Here is an 18,062-nt window from a genome sequence, read left to right as displayed (position 1 = left end):
TTCTATTCCGCGCGGACCATGCCGGTCCGCGCGATCAGGAGCAACCCCGTTTATCCCCCGAATATCAGGGTTGCATCGACCGTTATTTTACCGCCGAGAACGCCGTCGGGACCAGCAGCTGGCTGACGATATTGTCGATGATCTGGCCGTCCTCCTCGCTCTTGGCGCGGCCGGCGATCCAGTCCGGATCGCTCTGGAATGCATTCCACTTCTTTTCGCGATCCGCGAGCGAGTCCCACGCGACGAAGTAGGTCAGTTCCTGATTGGAAGTACCGATCAGCGTGGTGAAAAAACCGGCCTGCTTGATGCCGTGCTTGTCCCACAATTTCAGCGTGGTGTTCTCGAAGCGCTTCAAGAGCGCCGGCAGGCGGCCCGGCAGACAGCGATAGACGCGCATTTCCATGATCATCGGCTTTGCTCCCTCGATTTATTGTTCTTGCGGTTCACGGGGAGCGTTGTCGCAACAATTTGCTGTGCCGTCAAAGGCAGCCGACCATGGCATCAGACCAGCCGGCTCTGCACCATCGCCGCCTGGACAAACGACGCGAACAGCGGATGCGGCTCGAACGGGCGCGATTTCAGTTCGGGGTGAAACTGCACGCCGATAAACCAGGGATGATCCTCGTATTCGACGATCTCGGGCAGCACGCCATCGGGTGAGAGGCCCGAGAATTTCAGGCCGTGCTGCTCCAGCCGGTCCTTGTAGGCGGTGTTGACCTCGTAGCGGTGGCGATGGCGTTCCGAGATTTCGGTGACGCCGCCATAGACGTCAGACACCCGGCTGCCGCGCTTGAGCGCCGCGGGATAGGCGCCGAGGCGCATGGTGCCGCCGAGGTCGCCTGCCCTCGATCGCTTTTCCAGTTCATTGCCGCGCAGCCACTCGGTCATCAGGCCGACCAGCGGTTCGTCCGTCGGACCAAATTCGGTGGAATTCGCCGCCTCGATGCCGCACAGATTGCGGGCGGCCTCGATCACGGCCATCTGCATGCCGAAGCAGATGCCGAAATACGGCACGTCGCGCTCCCTGGCGAACTGCGCCGCGCGGATCTTCCCTTCGGCGCCGCGCTGCCCGAAACCGCCGGGCACCAGGATGCCGTTGACGTGTTCGAGGAACGGCGTGGGGTCCTCGTTTTCGAACACCTCGCTCTCGATCCAGTCGAGATTGACCTTCACCTTGTTGGCGATGCCGCCATGCGACAGCGCCTCGGTCAGCGATTTGTAGGCATCCTTCATGCCGGTATATTTGCCGACGATGGCGATGGTTACGGTGCCTTCGGGATTGCGCACCCGCTCGTTGATGACGTGCCAGCTTTGCAGCGCCGGCGCCATCTGCGGCTCGATGCCGAACGCCGCCAGCACCTCGTCGTCGAGGCCGGCGGCGTGATAGGCCTCCGGTACGGCATAGATGTTGTCGACGTCGCGGGCCTCGATCACGGCGGTTTCGCGAACATTGCAGAACAGGCCGAGCTTGCGCCGCTCTTCCTTCGGGATCTCGCGGTCGGTGCGGCACAGCAGGATGTCCGGCTGGATGCCGATCGAGCGCAGTTCCTTGACCGAATGCTGGGTCGGCTTCGTCTTGAGTTCGCCGGCGCTGGGGATGAACGGCAGCAGCGTCAGATGAATATAGATGGCGTGTTCGCGTGGCAGGTCGTTCTTGATCTGGCGAATCGCCTCGAAGAACGGCAGGCCCTCGATGTCGCCGACGGTGCCGCCGATCTCGCACAGCACGAAATCATAGGCGTCATTGCTGTCGAGGATGAAGTCCTTGATCGCATTGGTGACGTGCGGGATCACCTGGATGGTGGCGCCGAGATAGTCGCCGCGCCGCTCCTTGGTGAGGATGTCCTGGTAGATGCGCCCCGTCGTGATGTTGTCCGCCTTGGTGGCGGGACGGCCGGTGAAGCGTTCGTAATGGCCGAGATCGAGATCGGTCTCGGCGCCGTCGTCGGTCACGAACACTTCGCCGTGCTGGTACGGCGACATGGTTCCCGGATCCAGATTTAGATATGGGTCGAGCTTGCGTAAGCGGACCTTGTAGCCACGCGCCTGCAGCAGCGCACCGAGTGCCGCTGAAGCCAGACCTTTTCCGAGCGAAGAAACCACGCCGCCGGTGATGAATATATACCGCGCCATGGGACCCAACCTTTAAGGCCACCCGCCCGATTCGCCAAAACGAATCGCAGCGCCAGCTGAAGTTTCGCTTTGGCTGTGGGTGACGTGAAATCGAGAGAAATGTCAGTGCCTTGATGGCGACTTCTGATGCAGGACGGAAGCCGCCGTCCTGCATGGCCACCCTGCTTTATTGCGACTGCGGCGCCTGCGGGCCGGATGGCGCCGGCTGATTCTGCTGCCGTTCGTCGGCCTTCTTCAGCGAATCAAGAATGCCGCCGCTGGTCGGCGGCGAGATCGGCGTCGCCGGACCTGCCGGCTGCGACTGCGAGGCCGGATTGGCGTCGATGATCGAACTCGGCTTGCGGTCGTAGCTGGCGAGCCAGGACAACAGCAGGCTGGTGATGAAGAAGCCGACCGCGAGAAATCCCGTCGTGCGCGTCAGCAGATTGGCGGTGCCGCGGCTCGACATGAAGCCGGCGCCGCCGCCGACGCCGAGGCCACCGCCTTCGGATTTCTGCAACAGCACCACGCCGATCAAGGTCGCGACGATCATGAGGTGAATGACGATAACGACAGTCTGCATCTCTACCTTCCGTCGCAAACCAAACCGGGAGCGCCGGCATCCGGCTGCAGATCGGGCTTGCGGTGTTTGAATTCGCGCGGTGTTACACGATTGCACGGGGCATTGTCACCCCCGCGGGGATCTTCATCCCGCGCACCGCCTCGCCGTTAGTTAGGCATAACTGCCCGCAATCGCAAGAAAGTCCGCCGCTTTCAGGCTGGCACCGCCAATCAGGGCGCCATTGACGTTGGCGACCGCCATCAGTTCCCGGGCGTTCGAGGGTTTTACCGAGCCGCCATAGAGGATCCGCATCTTCATCCCCTCCCCGTTAAATCGGTCGATCAGGAGTTCCCGGATAAACTTATGAATTTGCTCTACATCTCCTGTCGTCGGGGTGAGCCCGGTGCCGATCGCCCAGACCGGTTCATAAGCTACCACCAGATTGACCGACGTGGCCGCGTCCGGCAGCGAACCCGTGAGTTGGCCGCGGCAGATATCGAGGGTTTGACCGGCGTCGCGCTGAGCCTGGGTCTCGCCGATGCAAACCACGGCGCCAAGACCGGCGCGCCAGGCCGCTTCGGCCTTTTGTCGCACCAGGGCATCGCTCTCGCCATGATCGGCGCGCCGTTCGGAATGGCCGACAATGATCGCGCTGGCGCCAGCATCCGCCAGCATTTCGGCTGAAATATCGCCGGTATGGGCTCCCGACGCCTTGGGGTGGCAATCCTGTGCCCCGATCGCGAGGCTTTTTGAGCCAAGCGCCCTCTCTGCGAAGCCCGCTATCAGCGTCGCCGGCGGGCAGACCAGCAGGTCGGCCTTGGCGGCCACTCCGGCTGCGCCCGCAAGCATGGCCTCGAATTCAGCCGTGGACGCCCTCAGGCCGTTCATTTTCCAGTTCCCGGCAATCAGCGGCCGGATGGCGTTGGTCATGTCGGATTCCCTGCCGAATACAGATGCCGGATGAGCTAGCAGAGCGCGGCGCCCGGTGCCAGATAGCGGTTGGGCGGCCTGCGAGCGGCCAGCGCTTCCAATTGGCCCTCCGCACCGAGGTTGCGACGGCGCGGCTGCCACTTTATGATGCTTTATCAACTCGGTGACGCCCTTTTTCGGATTCGACCGAATCCCTGTGGGTGCGACCCCGGTTCCCTCCTGAAAACAAGTTGGACCCATGCTTCGAGGAATACGCAAGGCCTCATCAAACTGGCTCGGCAAGGCCATCATGATGGTTGTCATGGGGGTGCTGATCCTCAGCTTCGCGGTGTGGGGCATCGCCGACATCTTCAAGGGGTTCGGGCAGTCGACGCTGGCCACGATCGGCAAGACCGAGATTTCGACCGAACAGTTCCGCCAGATTTACACCGAGAAGCTGCAGCAGCTCGGCCGCCAGTTCGGCCGCCCGCTGACGATGGACCAGGCCCGGGCCTTCGGCCTCGATCGCCAGGTTCTGCAGCAGACCATCGCCGAGGCGGCGCTGGACGAGGAAGCCCGGCGGATGAAGCTCGGGCAGTCCGACGCCGAAATCATGCGCATGATCTACAGCGATCCGAATTTCAGGGGGGTCGCCGGCAATTTCGACCCGGCCCGTTTCCAGGCCACGATCCGCCAGTTCGGTTTCACCGAACAGAGATATATTGCCGAACAACGGCGGGTATCGCTGCGGCGCCAGATCGCCGGGACGGTCTCGGCCGGCCTCGAACCTCCGAAAGTGATGATCGAAGCGCTGAGCCGGTTCCAGAACGAGCAGCGCACCATCGACTACGTCAAACTCAACGCCGCGCAGGCGGGAACCATCGATCCGCCGGCACCTGAAGCGCTGGCGGCCTATTTCGAGGATCGCAAGACCCAGTTCCGCGCGCCCGAATACCGCAAGATATCCTTTGTCGTGGTCACGCCGGAAGAAATCGGCAAATGGTCCGAGGTCTCCGACGATGAGGCCAAAAAAATCTTCGAGCAGAACCGCAGCAGGCTCGGTACGCCGGAACGGCGCCAGGTTTCGCAGATCGTATTCCCGAACGCCGAGGAAGCCGCGGCGGCGCGCGGGCGCCTCGTGGGCGGAATGTCATTCGAGGATCTCGCCAAGGAGCGTGGGCTCAACCCGTCCGACGTCGACCTCGGCACGATCGCCAGGTCGGCGATCATCGACAGCGCGGTCGCGGAGGCGGCGTTCGCGTTGCCGGAAGGCGAGATCAGCCAGCCGGTGCCGGGCCGGTTCGGCGTTGCACTGGTCAAAATCGGCAAGATCGAGCCGGGGGTCGAACCGACCTATGAAAGTGTTGCCACGACCATCAAGAAGGAAATTGCAACCGAGCAGGCGCGCGCCAAGGTCTCCGATCTCTACAACAAGATGGAAGACGAGCGCGGCGGCGGCGCCGGCGTCATCGAAGCCGCGCAAAAACTGGGGCTTTCCGCCGTCACCATCAACGCGGTCGATCGCTCCGGCCGGCTTCCCGACGGTCAGCCCGTAACCAACATTCCCCGCGGCATTGACGTCGTGTCGCAAGCCTTCAACAGCAATGTGGGCGTCGAAAACGATCCGATCCAGTTCAACGGCGGCTACGTCTGGTACGACGTGCTGGAGGTTACTGCCTCGCGTGAACGCACGCTCGATGAAGTCAAGGACCAGGTCGAGGCCAAATGGCGCGACGACCAGATCACGAGCCGGCTGCGAACCAGGGCGACGGAGATGGTGCAAAAACTCGACCAGGGCGGCAAGCTCGCCGACGAGGCCGTTGCTGTCGGATCGAAGGTCGAAACCGCCAAGGATGTGCGGCGCGACGCCTCCCTGCCCGGCCTGCCCGCCAGCGCCATCACGGCAGCGTTCCGGACGCCCAAGGATGCCGTCGGACAAACCGCCGGCGCCGGTGGCAGCGAATGGATCGTGTTCCGCGTGACCGACATCAGTGTGCCGGCGGTCGATCTGGCCTCGGACGACATCAAGAAACTGAAGGACACCCTTCAGCGCGGGCTGACCGACGAACAGGTCGCGCAATACATCTCCAAGATCGAACAGACGATCGGCACCACCATCAACCGGGCCGCCTTCGCACAGGTCACGGGCGCGAATAACTAACCTCCCGAAAGCATGCGATGGACGACCTCAAATCTATCATCGGAAAAGTCGCCACCGGCGCTACGCTGACGCGCGACGAGGCGGCCTCCGCCTTCGACAGCATGATGTCCGGCGAGGCCACGCCATCGCAGATGGGCGGATTGCTGATGGCGCTTCGGGTCCGCGGAGAAACCGTCGATGAAATCACCGGCGCGGTGTCGGCGATGCGCAGCAAGATGCTGCGCGTCAAGGCGCCCGCCGATGCGGTCGACGTCGTCGGCACCGGCGGCGACGGCTCCGGCTCGGTCAACGTGTCGACCTGCGCCGCGTTCATCGTCGCAGGCTGCGGCGTTCCGGTGGCCAAACACGGCAATCGCGCGCTGTCGTCGCGCTCCGGTGCCGCCGACGTATTGTCCGCGCTCGGCGTCAAGATCGACATCACGCCGGAGCGCGTCGGCCGCTGCGTGGACGAGGCCGGCATCGGTTTCATGTTCGCGCCGTCGCACCATCCCGCGATGAAGAATGTCGGCCCGACCCGCGTCGAACTGGCGACCCGAACGATCTTCAATCTGCTGGGGCCGTTGTCCAATCCGGCCGGCGTGAAGCGGCAGATGGTCGGGGTATTTTCACGGCAATGGGTGCAGCCGCTGGCGCAGGTGCTGAAGAATTTGGGCGCCGAGGCCGTCTGGGTGGTCCATGGCTCCGATGGCCTCGATGAAATCACCCTCACTGGCCCGACCTTCGTCGCCGCCCTGGAGAACGGCAATATCCGCACCTTCGAGGTAACGCCGGAGGAAGCCGGCCTCGCCCGCGTCGGCGGCGACGCCCTGAAGGGCGGCGATGCTGATGCCAATGCGATCGCGCTGCAAAGCGTGCTCGACGGGATGCCGAGCCCCTATCGCGACGTGGCGCTGCTGAATGCCGCGGCGGCGCTGGTCGTGGCCGGCCGCGCCAGCGACCTGAAGCAAGGCGTTGGTCTCGGCATGCAGTCGATCGACAGCGGTGCGGCACTGGCGCGGCTGAAGAAATTGATCACGGTCTCCAACGGCTGACCCGAGGGGCCCATCGATGTCCGACATCCTGACCAAGATCGAGGCTTACAAGCGCGAGGAAATCGCGGCAGCCAAGCGCGCTCATCCGCTGGGCGCTCTCGAGGCGCAGGCGAAAGCCGCCATCCCGCCGCGCGGCTTTGTCAGCGCGATCCGCCGGAAGCTCGGCCAGGGCGATTACGCCCTGATTGCCGAGATCAAAAAGGCCTCGCCGTCCAAGGGGCTCATTCGCGCCGACTTCGATCCGCCCGCGCTCGCGAAGGCCTATGAGGCCGGCGGCGCCGCCTGTCTGTCGGTGCTGACCGACACGCCGTCGTTTCAGGGCCATCTCGATTTCATGGTGGCCGCCCGCGCCGCCACCCACTTGCCGGTGCTGCGCAAGGATTTCATCTACGACACCTATCAGGTGGTCGAGGCGCGCGCTCACGGCGCCGATTGCATCCTGATCATCATGGCAGCGCTCGATGATACCGCCGCCCGTGATATCGAGGACGCGGCGCTGGCGCACGGCATGGATGTGCTGATCGAGATCCACGAACGTGCCGAGCTCGATCGGGCGCTGAAACTTCGTTCGCCGATGATCGGGGTCAACAACCGCAACCTGCGCACCTTCGAGACCTCGCTGGCGACCAGCGAGGCATTGGCGCCGCTGATTCCCCGCGACCGGCTGATGGTCGGCGAAAGCGGCATCTTCGCGCCCGCCGACCTCGCGCGCCTGGCACGGGTCGGCATGCAAACCTTTCTGGTCGGCGAAAGTCTGATGCGGCAGGCTGATGTCGCCGCCGCAACCCGCACGCTATTGGCGCGCGACGACACCCCGCGCGCTACCGGGACGCGCTGACGCATGGCCGGGAAATCATCCAGATCTTCCAAACCCTCCAGGGTCGGTTCCGCCCTCACCCACATCGACGCCAGGGGCGAGGCGCGGATGGTCGACGTCTCCGAAAAGCCCGCGACCGAACGGGTCGCGGTGGCGGAAGGCCGTGTCGTCATGAGCAAGGCTACGCTCGCGCTGATCGTTTCCGGCAATGCCAAAAAGGGCGACGTGCTGGGCACGGCGCGCGTCGCCGGCATCATGGCGGCGAAGCGCACCTCGGATCTGATCCCGCTTTGCCATCCGCTGGCGCTGTCGAAGGTCACGCTGGATATCCTGCCCGACCGGAAGCTGCCCGGCTGCACCGTCCGCGCCACCGTCAAGGTTACCGGCCCGACCGGCGTCGAGATGGAAGCGCTCACCGCGGTGTCGGTTGCGTGCCTGACGATCTACGACATGATCAAGGCGGTCGAGCGCGGCGTCCGTATCGAGGGCATCCATCTCGTCGAAAAGAAGGGCGGCAAGTCCGGGCACTACCTCGCCTGAGGATTGCCGCCTGCCGCCCGCCGCGCCCGCTTCACGCCGGATTGATCGGCGGCGAGGGAAGCGCGCCTCGGCTTCGGTGTTATTCTCCGGGGCGCCAAGCGCGCGACAACCGGGAGCAACGCAATGTCGATCTTCAAAATTATTGGCCCGGCGGCCGTTCTGTCGACCATTCTCGCCACGCCTGTGCCGGCCCAGCCGGTGATCTACGAACCCGGCTATTGCGCTTTTTTCTATCCCAACGCGAATTGCCAGAACGCGGGGCCCGGCAATCCCTACACCGATCCCAACCACCAGCGCCGCATGGCGCAGGATGGGCGGGCTGGCGGTGAAACGGTCGGCATGAGCGGCAAGAAGCCGCGCACCCAACGTTCCGTTCCGCCCGCGACCCGCATGCAATAACCAACAGGCTGACGGTTTCACGGGCCACAAGAGCGCGGTGCACCCGCTTCCCTGATTGGCCCCTGCGACTATTTCAGCGAGGTGTTGATCGCCGTGAACTTGGTATTGAGCTTGGTGCCAAGCCCGTTCACGGCCGCGATGATCGCGAGTGAAATACCGGCTGCGATGAGGCCGTATTCGATCGCGGTCGCACCGGATTCGTCGGCGATAAACCTGTTCAACATTGCTTTCATCGTGATGACTTCCTGCATTGCTTGCGTTGCTGACTTCATCGACGCTCGCAAGTCGTGTGCCAAACCGGCAACGAGCGTCCTCAGAGTGTTAGATGGTTAAGTTCTGGTTGATCGATGACGTGCCGGAATCTATTTCCCACTTATCGCCTGCCCGTCGGCAAATGCTGCCGTCGACTCGTGGCCGGGATCAAATCCTGACCCAGGTATTTCTGAACGGCGTCCGCAATGCCCCGAAGAGGATCGCGGCGGCAGTTCCCCGCTGCCGCACATCGCCGGCAATCTTTCGTTAACTCAACTTCCTAACACCGTTTCCATAACGGCAACGTAATCATGTCCCGGGCCGGGACATGACAAAGTGTCGCCGGCGTCGCGCCATGTCAGCGATCAGGACCGATGACGGAACAACCGCCCGCCTCGCTCAACTTCCCGCGCACAGCCAGCGGCAACCCGATCCGCTGGCTGGTCGTCGGCGGCGGATTCCTGATCGCCGCCATCGCGATCGGGGCCACCGTGATGGCCGGAAGTTTTCGCGAACGCGCGTTGAACAGCAGCGCCCGCGAACTCGAAAACACCGTGCTGCTGCTGGCCCGTCATTTCGACCAGCAACTGCAGGATTTCGGCGCCATCCAGCAGGACGTCGCCACCTATGTGCAATTGGCCGGCATCGAAACCGGCGAGGACTACAGGCGACGGATGTCGAGCGCCGACATTCACCAGATGCTCAAGGCCAAGATCGACGCATTCTCCTATGTCGGCAGCATCAATCTGTTCGATGTGGACGGCGTGATGATCAATTCATCCACCGCCTGGCCACCGCGGTCCGTCAACATCTCCGACCGGGCCTATTTCAAGACCTTCAAGTCGGACCCCAAATCCCCGCCGCTGCTGGTCGAACCGCTGAAAAGCCGGGTCACCGGCGTCTGGACCACGGTGCTGGCGCGCAAACTGACGGGGCCCAACGGCGAATTCCTGGGAGTGATCGGAAGAGGCATCGAACACGCCGGCTTCACGAAATTTTTCCAGTCGGTAGCGCTCGGACGGGATTCGACCATTGCCATGCACCATCGCGACGGCACGCTGCTGGCGCGCCACCCTCATGTCGAGGAGATGGTCGGCCGGAATTTCAAGACAGGTCCGGCGCATCAGCGGGAATTGTTCGACAAGGAGCGCGCCTCCACCCGGCTGGGCAGTCCGATGGATGGCCGAGACCGGCTGGTTTCGGCCCGTGCCCTGCCCAACTTTCCCATCGTGATCATTGCGTCGACCACAGTCGCGTCGGCGCTCGCCGGCTGGCAGGAGCAGATCGGCTTTCTGGCCACCGTGGCCGGCCTCTTCGTCCTCGTGATCGCTGCCCTGCTGTTCATGGTCGTACGCAAGCTGTCGAAGCAGCATTTGGCATCGCAGCAGCGGTTGCGGCTGGAAAAGCAGCGGCTGGATACCGCCGTGAACAACATGACGCAGGGCCTGCTGCTGTTCGACTCGTCGCAGCGACTCGTGATCTGCAACCAGCGCTATATCGACATGTACGGCCTGTCGCCGGACGTGGTGAAACCCGGCTGCAGCTTCCGCGAGGTGATCGCCCATCGAAAGGCCACCGGATCGTTCGTGGGTGACGACGACAAGTACTACGCCGACACCATGCGCGGCATCGCGCACGGAAATATCAATGTCATCGAGGTCCCCGACGGTCGCTCGATTCAAATCGTCAACGAACCGCTGGCCGATGGCGGATGGGTGGCAACCCACGAGGACATCACCGCGCGACGGCAGACCGAAGCGCGCATTACCCATCTGGCGCATTACGACGCGCTGACCGATCTGCCCAACCGCGCCTTGTTCCATGACCGGCTGAAGAACGAATTCGCCACGCTGGCCGCCGGCGGGCAGTTCGCCGTGCTCTACCTCGACATCGATGAATTCAAAAGCGTCAACGATTCGCTCGGCCATTTGATCGGCGACGAATTGCTCAAATCGGTGTCCATCACTCTCAGCCAGTGCGCGGGATCGGGCAATTTCGTCGCGCGCCTCGGCGGCGACGAATTCGCGATCATTCAGACCGCGGTCAAATCGGATGCCGACGTGACCGACCTGGTGGCGCGGGTGTTCGAGGCGATCCGCCAGCCCTTCGACTGCCACGGTCACCAGGTCACCACCGACGCCAGCATCGGCATCGCGCTGGCGCCGCAGCACGGCGCCGATTTCGAACAGATCCTGAAAAATGCGGATCTGGCGATGTATGCCGCCAAAACCGCCGGACGCCGTACCCACCGCTTTTTCGAACTGGACATGGACGCGCGGGTCAAGGCGCGCCGCAGCCTGGAATTGGACCTGCGTCGGGCCATCGCCGATGGCGCGTTCGAGGTTCAGTATCAACCCTGCGTCAGCCTGCGCGACAACAGGATCTCCGGCTGCGAAGCCCTGCTGCGATGGCGCCATCCCGAGCGCGGCGTGATCTCGCCCGCCGAATTCATTCCGATCGCGGAAGACACCGGCCTGATCAATCAGCTCGGCGAATGGGTGCTGACCACGGCCTGCGTCGAGGCCGCGACCTGGCCCGACGAGATCAGCATCGCCGTCAACGTTTCGCCGGTCCAGTTCAGGAGCGGAAGCTTCGCGCTCAGGGTTCTTGCCGCGCTGGCCTCCTCCGGGTTGCCGGCGCGCCGGCTCGAACTGGAGATTACCGAAGCGGTCCTGATCCGCGACGACGAGGCCGCGCTCGCCATCCTGCATCAGCTGCGCGCCATCGGGGTGCGCATCGCGCTCGACGATTTCGGCACCGGCTATTCCTCGCTGAGCTACCTGCACAAGTTCCCGTTCGACAAGATCAAGATCGACCGCTGCTTCATCAACGATATCGCCGAGACCGGCGGAACTTCCAGCATCGTCAAGGCGGTGGTGGATATCGCCGCGGCGCGCAGCATGATCACGACAGCGGAAGGCGTCGAGACCGAGCAGCAACGCGACATGCTGCGCGCGCTCGGCTGCTCCGAAATGCAGGGCTGGCTGTTCAGCCCGGCCAGGACCGCCGCCGACATCAGGCAGCTGTTCTTCGCACACCGCAAGAAATCCACCGCCGTGGCCTGAGCCGCCGGCCAGGCGCCCGCTGATCGTAGTCGGATTCGGCTTACCTCTCCCCAGCGGGGAGAGGTGAATTCTCATGCTGCTCCAACTCACCTGATCTCATCGCATCCGTGCGTCAGGACACCTTGCCGGGATCGCTCAGGCCGTTCTGGAAGGTCGACGGCCGGGTGCCGAAACCGCGCTTGTCGCGGGTGCCGAGCCAGTATCCGAACTGCGGCGGCACGTTGCGGAACGGGCCCTCGACGCCCAGTTTCACCGCGGCGTCCATCGGCCAGTTCGGATTGTTGAGGATCTCGCGGCCGACCGCGATCAGGTCGGCCTGCCCATCGCGCAGGATCTGCTCGGCCTGGTCGCCGTGGATGATCAGGCCGACCGCCATGGTCATGATATCGGCGTGGCGCCTGACATATTCCGACAGCGGCACCTGATAGCTGTATTTTATCTCTTTGCCGAGGATCGGCGCCACGTCGGTGATGCCGCCCGACGAGCAGTCGATCACGTCGACGCCCTTCGGCTTCAGGATCGTCGCCAGTTGCGCGCTCTGCTGCGGCCCCCACCCCGCATTGTCCTCCACCGACAGACGCACGAACAGCGGCTTGTGCGCCGGCCAGTGCGCCCGCACCGCTTCGGTCACCTCGATGACGAACCGCATCCGGTTCAGTTCCGAGCCGCCATATTCGTCCGATCGCTGGTTGGATTTCTCCGACAGGAACTCGTGCACGAGATAGCCGTGGGCGCCGTGCAGTTCCAGCACGTCGAAGCCGGCGGCATCGGCGCGCCGCGCCGCCGCGCCCCAGGCCTGTACCAGATCCTTCACCTCGTGGCGCTCCAGCGCGCGCGGCACCGGCCATTTCTCGCTGTGCGCGATCGCGCTCGGCGCCACGGGTGTCCATTCGTCCCAGTCGTCGATCACGGCTTCGATCTCGGGCGTCCGCTGCAACGGCCGGTCGCCTTCCCACGGCCGCGTGGCGCGCGCCTTGCGGCCGGAATGGCCGAGCTGGATGCCGGCCACCGCGTTCTGCTGCTTGATGAATTTCACCAGGCGCGCGAGCGGCTCGATGAATTTGTCGTCCCAGATTCCGAGATCGCCGACCGTGCCGCAGCCGCGCCGCTCCACCTTGGTCGATTCGACAACGACCAGGCCGGCGCCGCCGGCGGCGAATTTGCCGGCATTCATCAGGTGCCAGTCGGTCGGAAACCCCTTGATCGCGGAATACTGGTGCATCGGCGGCACCACGATGCGGTTCTTCAATTCGACGCCGCGGATGGTCAGCGGCGAAAACAGCAGCGTATCGGACATGGAACATTTTCCTCGGTCACGCCTGACATCATTCCCCGGCACGCCGGTCGGTCACGCCTGGTTGCGAACGATACACATGCTTCCGGCCGGCGGCAAAGCCCATGGGCGGCTCGCAGTGGCACCGCATCTTTGCTGACTAGCGCGGTCGATCCGTGTACAGGCCCCACACCGCCACGAGCGCGCTGGTGCTTGCGATCAGGAAGAGGCCGGACAGCAACGGACCCTCGACATCCCAGCGCTGAAATCGGGCCAGATCGTAGAAAACATAGGCCCCGAAGGTCAATGCCAGACCGTACATATACGGCCGGCCCTGACGCGCCGCGAGAATCGCGACGATCATGACAGCGGCTTCCAGGAGGATGGAGATGATAAGCATCGACCGCAACGCTACGGCCGGACCTTCTGCCCGTCAATGCTGTGGCCGAAATCAGGGCTCACCCTATTTCTCCACCGTCCCGTGCAGCAGCCTGATGCCCTCCGCGAGAGCGCCTTGCATCAGCAGCGTGTCGACGCCATAGGCGATCATGCGAAAGCCTTTGGCGCGAAAGTCGCGCGCCCACGTCCCGTCGCCGGCGAGAAAGCCCGGCGTCTTGCCGTGCTTGCGGCAGGCCTCGACCAGTCGGTCGACCGCCGCATGGAATACCGGATTGTCGAACTGCCCCGGGATGCCCAGGAAATTCGTCAGGTCGAAGTGGCCGAGCCAGACCACGTCGACACCGTCGACGGCCGCGATCGCATCGACGTTGGCGATACCGACGGCGGTCTCGACCAGCGCGATCACCATCGTGCGGGCGTTGGCCCCGGCGATCTTGTCGGTCACGGCGCCCCCCGAATAGTCGTCGTGCGCAGCAACGCTGAATGCGGCGCCGCGACGCCCGGCCGGCGGATATCGCGTGCAGTCGACGATCGCCTTCGCCTGCTCCGGTGTTTCCACCATGGGCACCATGACGCCCATTGCGCCGATGTCGAGGGCCCGCGCGATGTGGTGATAGTCGCCGGAGGGCACGCGTACGAGGGGCACGAGATCGAGCCCGCGGCAGAAGGCGAACTGCGCCTTCATGGTCTCGAAGCCGACGCCTGAATGCTCCATGTCATAGAGAATGAACTCGGCGCCGGCCTCGCGGCAGATCGCGGGATAGCCCGGCGTGAAGAACTCGAAGGTCATCGTGCCGAACACGCAGCCGCCTGCCGCCAGCCTTGGCTTCAATGGATTTGGACGCAACGGATTTCCCCCTGGGTGCTTCTGTTCACTGATCAGTCGCGATCGGGCGTCAGGCTGCTGCGGAAGGCGGCAACGAAACCGGGCACCTGCCATTTGGCGAAACTGTACCGCGGGGGCGTCGTTCCAATCAATCGAAAGCGCCTCCCCCTGGATTGGCCACCCCCGCCGGATCTTCCGCCCCATGCCCGGCCGTCGGCAACCGCTCGGGGCTTCAGCCCGCAAGCGAAATGCTCACCGACGCCAACATACCCGACCTATAATACCGCATGACACCCGCGCTACCGACGGTTACGCTAAGCTCGCTTGATGCATTTCGAGGACGTTCGAGAGAACCCTTACATACAATTGAATTTAACATTGCTGCTTGCCTGAACGCACCGAACATCATTCCGCAGTTTTTCGCTATGGGCCAGGGAACATGATTACGTCTGCCGCGGAGCTGCAACCGAATAACCCTTCCCCGGATGAGGCGAGTTCGGATTTGTCGTCCTGGTCTCTGAAAGACTTCATCGAGACCACGCCGTCCAGCATGGCCATCTTCGATACACAGATGCGCTATCTTGCCGTCAGCCCTCGCTACCTGATCGACAACGAAATCACGGGAGAAACACAAACGTCGATTGTCGGTCGCCCTGTTTTCGAGTTTCGCCGCGCGACCGACAAGGCCCGGGAAATCAATCGCCGCGTGCTGTCCGGCGAAACAGTCCACAAGGACGACTTTTGCTTTCGACGCCCCGACGGAACGGTGACCTGGATGCGCTGGCACATGCAGCCATGGCGCCTGCCTGATCAGAGCGTCGGCGGCGCCGTGCTTGCCATGGAGATAATCACCGCCCCGAAAGAGGCAGCGGAGCGACTTGCAGCCAGTGAATCACTGCTGCGCCTCAGTCAGGAAGCGGGCCATATCGGAAGCTACGACTGGGATATCTGCGGCGGCCCCAATTTATGGTCCGACGAGCAATGCCGCCTGCACGGCATCGAACCGTCAGGGGCGCGGTCGATTTCGGTCGATCAATGGCGGAGCCTGATGCATCCCGACGATCTGCCGATGATCGAACAGCGGCTGGCCGACATCATCGAAACAGGCGGATCCGGGGAACTCGAGCACCGCATTCGCGGCCCGAACGGCGTGCGCTGGATCTACAGCCGCGGACAGATCATTCGTGAACCGGGAAAGCCGACGCGCCTGATCGGAATCAACATGGACATCACCGAGCGGCGGAAGCTCGAAGACGACCTTCGCGAATTGACCCGGACGCTGGAGCAGCGTGTCGAACAGGAAGTCGCGGCCAGGGAGGCTGCGCAGGTCAAGCTCGCGCATGCGCAGAAAATCCGATCGATCGGCGAACTCACCGGCGGCGTTGCGCATGACTTCAACAACCTGCTGACGGTCATTACCGGGTCGATCGACACCCTCGCGGAGGGCGTGGCCGACCGCCCGCATCTGGCGGCGATCGTTAAGATGATCGGATCGGCCGCCGACCGTGGCGCCAATCTGACCTCGAGTTTGCTTGCATTCGCCCGAAAGCAGCCGCTTCGGCCCCGGAGCACAGACGTCGAGGCGCTGATTGCGGCGACCAGCGACCTGCTCAAGTCGGTGCTCGGCCGCCAGATCGAGATCCATTTTGCCAGGCGGGGCTACATCGGGTCGGTGTTCGTCGATCCGGATCAGCTTTCGTCCGCACTGGTCAATCTGGGGATAAACGCCCGCGACGCAATGCCGGACGGAGGCCGGTTGACGATCGATGCCGATACGGTTGCAATCGATCGGGACGAAGCCGCAGCCCGCGACATTGCCGCGGGCGACTACGTCACCATCAGCGTTACGGATACGGGAACGGGGATCGACAAAGCCATCCAGAGCAAGATTTACGAACCTTTCTTCAGCACCAAGGGCGTCGGCAAAGGCACCTCAGCATGGTGTACGGGTTCGTCAAGCAATCTGGCGGCCACATCGAATTCGAAACCGTCGAGGGCAAGGGGACGACGTTCAGGCTGTATCTTCCGGCAACCGGTCAGGCACCTTCGCTGGCTGCCGATCATTTCCGGAAGCGGCTTCCTCGCGGCCACGAGACGATCCTCTGTGTCGAGGACGACGCTATCGTTCGCGATTTTGTCACACGGCAACTTCAGGCGCTGGGATACAAGACCGTCGCGGCAAGCAACGCGGCCGAGGCATTGAGCGAGGTGCGCAGTGGACTTGCGATCGACCTTGTGTTCACGGACATTGTGATGCCGGGATCGACGAATGGCTGGAAGCTGGCCGAACTCGTCCGACAGTTGCGCCCGGCGATCAAGGTGATCTTTACCACCGGATATTCCGATGTCAGTTCGGCCCAGCTTGGTTCGGGCGCCGCAATAGTGCTTCTCGAGAAACCGTACCGACTTTCGCGTCTCGCAGAGGTGATTCGAAATGCCATCGACAATCCCGCGCCCTCGATAGATCGCTGAGACAGCGGGACCGGGCCGCCGACGACTGAAGCGTTGTTGGCGTTGCCCGCCTCGTTCGTTTTTCGTAAACGACTCCCATGACCGCCTCCCGGCTCTCCCCCGCCTCCGCCGACGCCCTGCTGTTCGATCTCGGCCGCGTCGTGCTCGATATCGACTTCAACAAGGTGATGACCGTCTGGGCCGGCCATGCCGGGCGGGCGCCGGCGGATTTCGCGGGACGCTTCATCGTCGATGACAGTTACCGGCACCACGAGACCGGTGCGATCGACGACGCCGACTTCTTCCAGAACCTGCGCGGCTCGCTCGGCATCGACATATCCGACGCCCAGTTCCTGGAAGGCTGGAACGCGATCTTCGCCGGCGAGATACCGGGGATCGCGGCTTTGCTGGCGCGCGCGGCCAGGCGGATCCCGCTCTATGCGTTTTCCAACACCAACCCGCCGCATGTCGCGCATTTCTCGAAGACCTATCCCGGCGTACTCGGTCACTTCCGCGAAATATTCCTGTCCTCGACCATCGGGCTTCGGAAACCCGATGCGGCGGCCTATGATCATGTGGTACGCGCGATCGGCGTGCCGGCGCAGAGGATCGTGTTCTTTGACGATTCCGCGGACAATATCGCGGGCGCCAGGGCGCGCGGGCTGATCGGGGTTCACGTGACCTCGACGGACGATGTGGCGAAGGCGCTGGCCGAGCTCGGGATTTAGAACTAGATAATGAGACCCTCGTCATTCCGGGATGGTGCGCCAGCACCAGACCCGGAATCTTGAGATTCCGGGCTCGATGCTTCGAATCGCCCCGGAATGACGACCCACCCATCAGGAGTCACACCGTGGCGCTAATGCCCGTCGCCGACGCCCTTGCCGCCATCCTCGCCGGCGCCGAGCCGCTGCCGCAGGAGATGGTTGCGCTGGATGACGCGCATCACCGGGTTCTGGCGCGCGACGTCGCGGCGCTGCGGACCCAGCCGCCGCAGGCGATGTCGGCGATGGACGGCTACGCGGTGCGCTCGGCCGACGCCAGCCATGCCGCCGCCCGGCTCAGGGTGATCGGCGAGGTCGCGGCCGGCCGCCCGTTCGAAAAGAGCGTCGGCGCCGGCGAAGCGGTGCGGATCTTTACCGGCGGCGTGATTCCCGATGGCGCCGATGCCGTCATCATCCAGGAAGACACCGTGGCCGAGGACGGCGGCATCACCATCACCGAGGCCGCGCGCCCGGGGCGGCACATCCGCCCCGCCGGCATCG

General features: G+C 63.7%; 17 protein-coding genes and 1 pseudogene. 10 read left to right on the top strand and 8 right to left on the bottom strand.

What is annotated here, in order from left to right:
* Positions 1-82: 82 nt before the first annotated feature.
* The 4 genes from Q8R73_RS20205 to tpiA form a co-directional block, all read right to left on the bottom strand.
* Positions 83-409, bottom strand: a complete 327-nt coding sequence (locus Q8R73_RS20205) for an NIPSNAP family protein (RefSeq protein WP_305721314.1) — start codon at positions 407-409, stop codon at positions 83-85.
* Positions 410-501: 92 nt separating this feature from the next.
* Entirely contained in the window at positions 502-2,133 is a 1,632-nt protein-coding gene (locus tag Q8R73_RS20200) for a CTP synthase (protein ID WP_305721313.1), read from the bottom strand.
* 166 nt (positions 2,134-2,299) lie between these two features.
* Positions 2,300-2,695 carry a preprotein translocase subunit SecG gene (secG, locus tag Q8R73_RS20195; RefSeq protein WP_305721312.1) on the bottom strand — a complete coding sequence of 132 codons (396 nt, stop codon included), beginning with the start codon at positions 2,693-2,695 and terminating at the stop codon, positions 2,300-2,302.
* Positions 2,696-2,845: 150 nt separating this feature from the next.
* Positions 2,846-3,604, bottom strand: coding sequence for a triose-phosphate isomerase (gene tpiA / locus Q8R73_RS20190; protein WP_305721311.1), 759 nt, complete (start codon positions 3,602-3,604; stop codon positions 2,846-2,848).
* 238 nt (positions 3,605-3,842) lie between these two features.
* Here tpiA and Q8R73_RS20185 point away from each other — a divergent pair, with 238 nt between their 5' ends.
* The 5 genes from Q8R73_RS20185 to Q8R73_RS20165 all read left to right on the top strand — a co-directional run bounded on the left by Q8R73_RS20185 (position 3,843) and on the right by Q8R73_RS20165 (position 8,531).
* Positions 3,843-5,744, top strand: a complete 1,902-nt coding sequence (locus Q8R73_RS20185; RefSeq protein WP_305721310.1) for a peptidylprolyl isomerase — start codon at positions 3,843-3,845, stop codon at positions 5,742-5,744.
* A gap of 17 nt (positions 5,745-5,761) precedes the next feature.
* The gene (gene trpD, locus Q8R73_RS20180; protein WP_305721309.1) at positions 5,762-6,775 is read left to right on the top strand and encodes an anthranilate phosphoribosyltransferase; all 1,014 of its coding nucleotides are present in this window, start codon (positions 5,762-5,764) and stop codon (positions 6,773-6,775) included.
* Positions 6,776-6,791: 16 nt separating this feature from the next.
* Positions 6,792-7,613 (top strand): indole-3-glycerol phosphate synthase TrpC, encoded by an 822-nt coding sequence (gene trpC, locus Q8R73_RS20175; protein ID WP_305721308.1) that lies wholly within the window; start codon positions 6,792-6,794, stop codon positions 7,611-7,613.
* Positions 7,614-7,616: 3 nt separating this feature from the next.
* A complete protein-coding gene (gene moaC / locus Q8R73_RS20170; protein ID WP_305721307.1) occupies positions 7,617-8,132 on the top strand; it encodes a cyclic pyranopterin monophosphate synthase MoaC in 516 nt (171 codons plus the stop codon).
* Between the two features lie 123 nt (positions 8,133-8,255).
* Entirely contained in the window at positions 8,256-8,531 is a 276-nt protein-coding gene (locus Q8R73_RS20165) for a hypothetical protein (protein ID WP_305721306.1), read from the top strand.
* 68 nt (positions 8,532-8,599) lie between these two features.
* Here the strand turns inward: Q8R73_RS20165 and Q8R73_RS20160 are convergent, their stop codons facing one another.
* Positions 8,600-8,764 carry a Flp family type IVb pilin gene (locus Q8R73_RS20160; protein WP_305721329.1) on the bottom strand — a complete coding sequence of 55 codons (165 nt, stop codon included), beginning with the start codon at positions 8,762-8,764 and terminating at the stop codon, positions 8,600-8,602.
* A 393-nt stretch (positions 8,765-9,157) separates the two neighbouring features.
* On the opposite strand from Q8R73_RS20160, the gene Q8R73_RS20155 reads away from it, so the two are divergent.
* Complete coding sequence (locus tag Q8R73_RS20155) at positions 9,158-11,848, top strand: EAL domain-containing protein (RefSeq protein WP_305721305.1); 2,691 nt, start codon at positions 9,158-9,160, stop codon at positions 11,846-11,848.
* Between the two features lie 112 nt (positions 11,849-11,960).
* Here the strand turns inward: Q8R73_RS20155 and Q8R73_RS20150 are convergent, their stop codons facing one another.
* From Q8R73_RS20150 to Q8R73_RS20140, 3 genes are all read right to left on the bottom strand, one after another.
* Positions 11,961-13,145 (bottom strand): NADH:flavin oxidoreductase/NADH oxidase, encoded by a 1,185-nt coding sequence (locus tag Q8R73_RS20150; protein ID WP_305721304.1) that lies wholly within the window; start codon positions 13,143-13,145, stop codon positions 11,961-11,963.
* Positions 13,146-13,281: 136 nt separating this feature from the next.
* On the bottom strand, positions 13,282-13,485 hold the full coding sequence (locus tag Q8R73_RS20145; RefSeq protein WP_305721303.1) for a hypothetical protein: 204 nt from the start codon (positions 13,483-13,485) through the stop codon (positions 13,282-13,284).
* A gap of 99 nt (positions 13,486-13,584) precedes the next feature.
* Positions 13,585-14,367, bottom strand: coding sequence for an HpcH/HpaI aldolase/citrate lyase family protein (locus Q8R73_RS20140; protein WP_305721302.1), 783 nt, complete (start codon positions 14,365-14,367; stop codon positions 13,585-13,587).
* Between the two features lie 418 nt (positions 14,368-14,785).
* Here Q8R73_RS20140 and Q8R73_RS20135 point away from each other — a divergent pair, with 418 nt between their 5' ends.
* From Q8R73_RS20135 to Q8R73_RS20120, 4 genes and pseudogenes are all read left to right on the top strand, one after another.
* A complete protein-coding gene (locus Q8R73_RS20135; protein ID WP_305721301.1) occupies positions 14,786-16,549 on the top strand; it encodes a PAS domain-containing protein in 1,764 nt (587 codons plus the stop codon).
* Positions 16,444-16,818: a response regulator gene (locus tag Q8R73_RS20130; protein WP_305721328.1), complete on the top strand. Its 375-nt coding sequence runs from the start codon at positions 16,444-16,446 to the stop codon at positions 16,816-16,818. The genes Q8R73_RS20135 and Q8R73_RS20130 overlap by 106 nt, the downstream gene beginning before the upstream one ends.
* 77 nt (positions 16,819-16,895) lie before the next feature.
* Positions 16,896-17,525 (top strand): HAD-IA family hydrolase, encoded by a 630-nt coding sequence (locus Q8R73_RS20125; RefSeq protein WP_305721300.1) that lies wholly within the window; start codon positions 16,896-16,898, stop codon positions 17,523-17,525.
* 125 nt (positions 17,526-17,650) lie between these two features.
* Positions 17,651-18,062 (top strand): annotated as a pseudogene (locus Q8R73_RS20120) (molybdopterin molybdenumtransferase MoeA); the annotation flags it as partial.

This window comes from Bradyrhizobium sp., assembly GCF_030697065.1.
Taxonomy (GTDB): domain Bacteria; phylum Pseudomonadota; class Alphaproteobacteria; order Rhizobiales; family Xanthobacteraceae; genus Bradyrhizobium.
The sequence above is the reverse complement of the archived record's forward strand: the minus strand, read 5'-3'. Positions and strand labels throughout refer to the sequence as shown.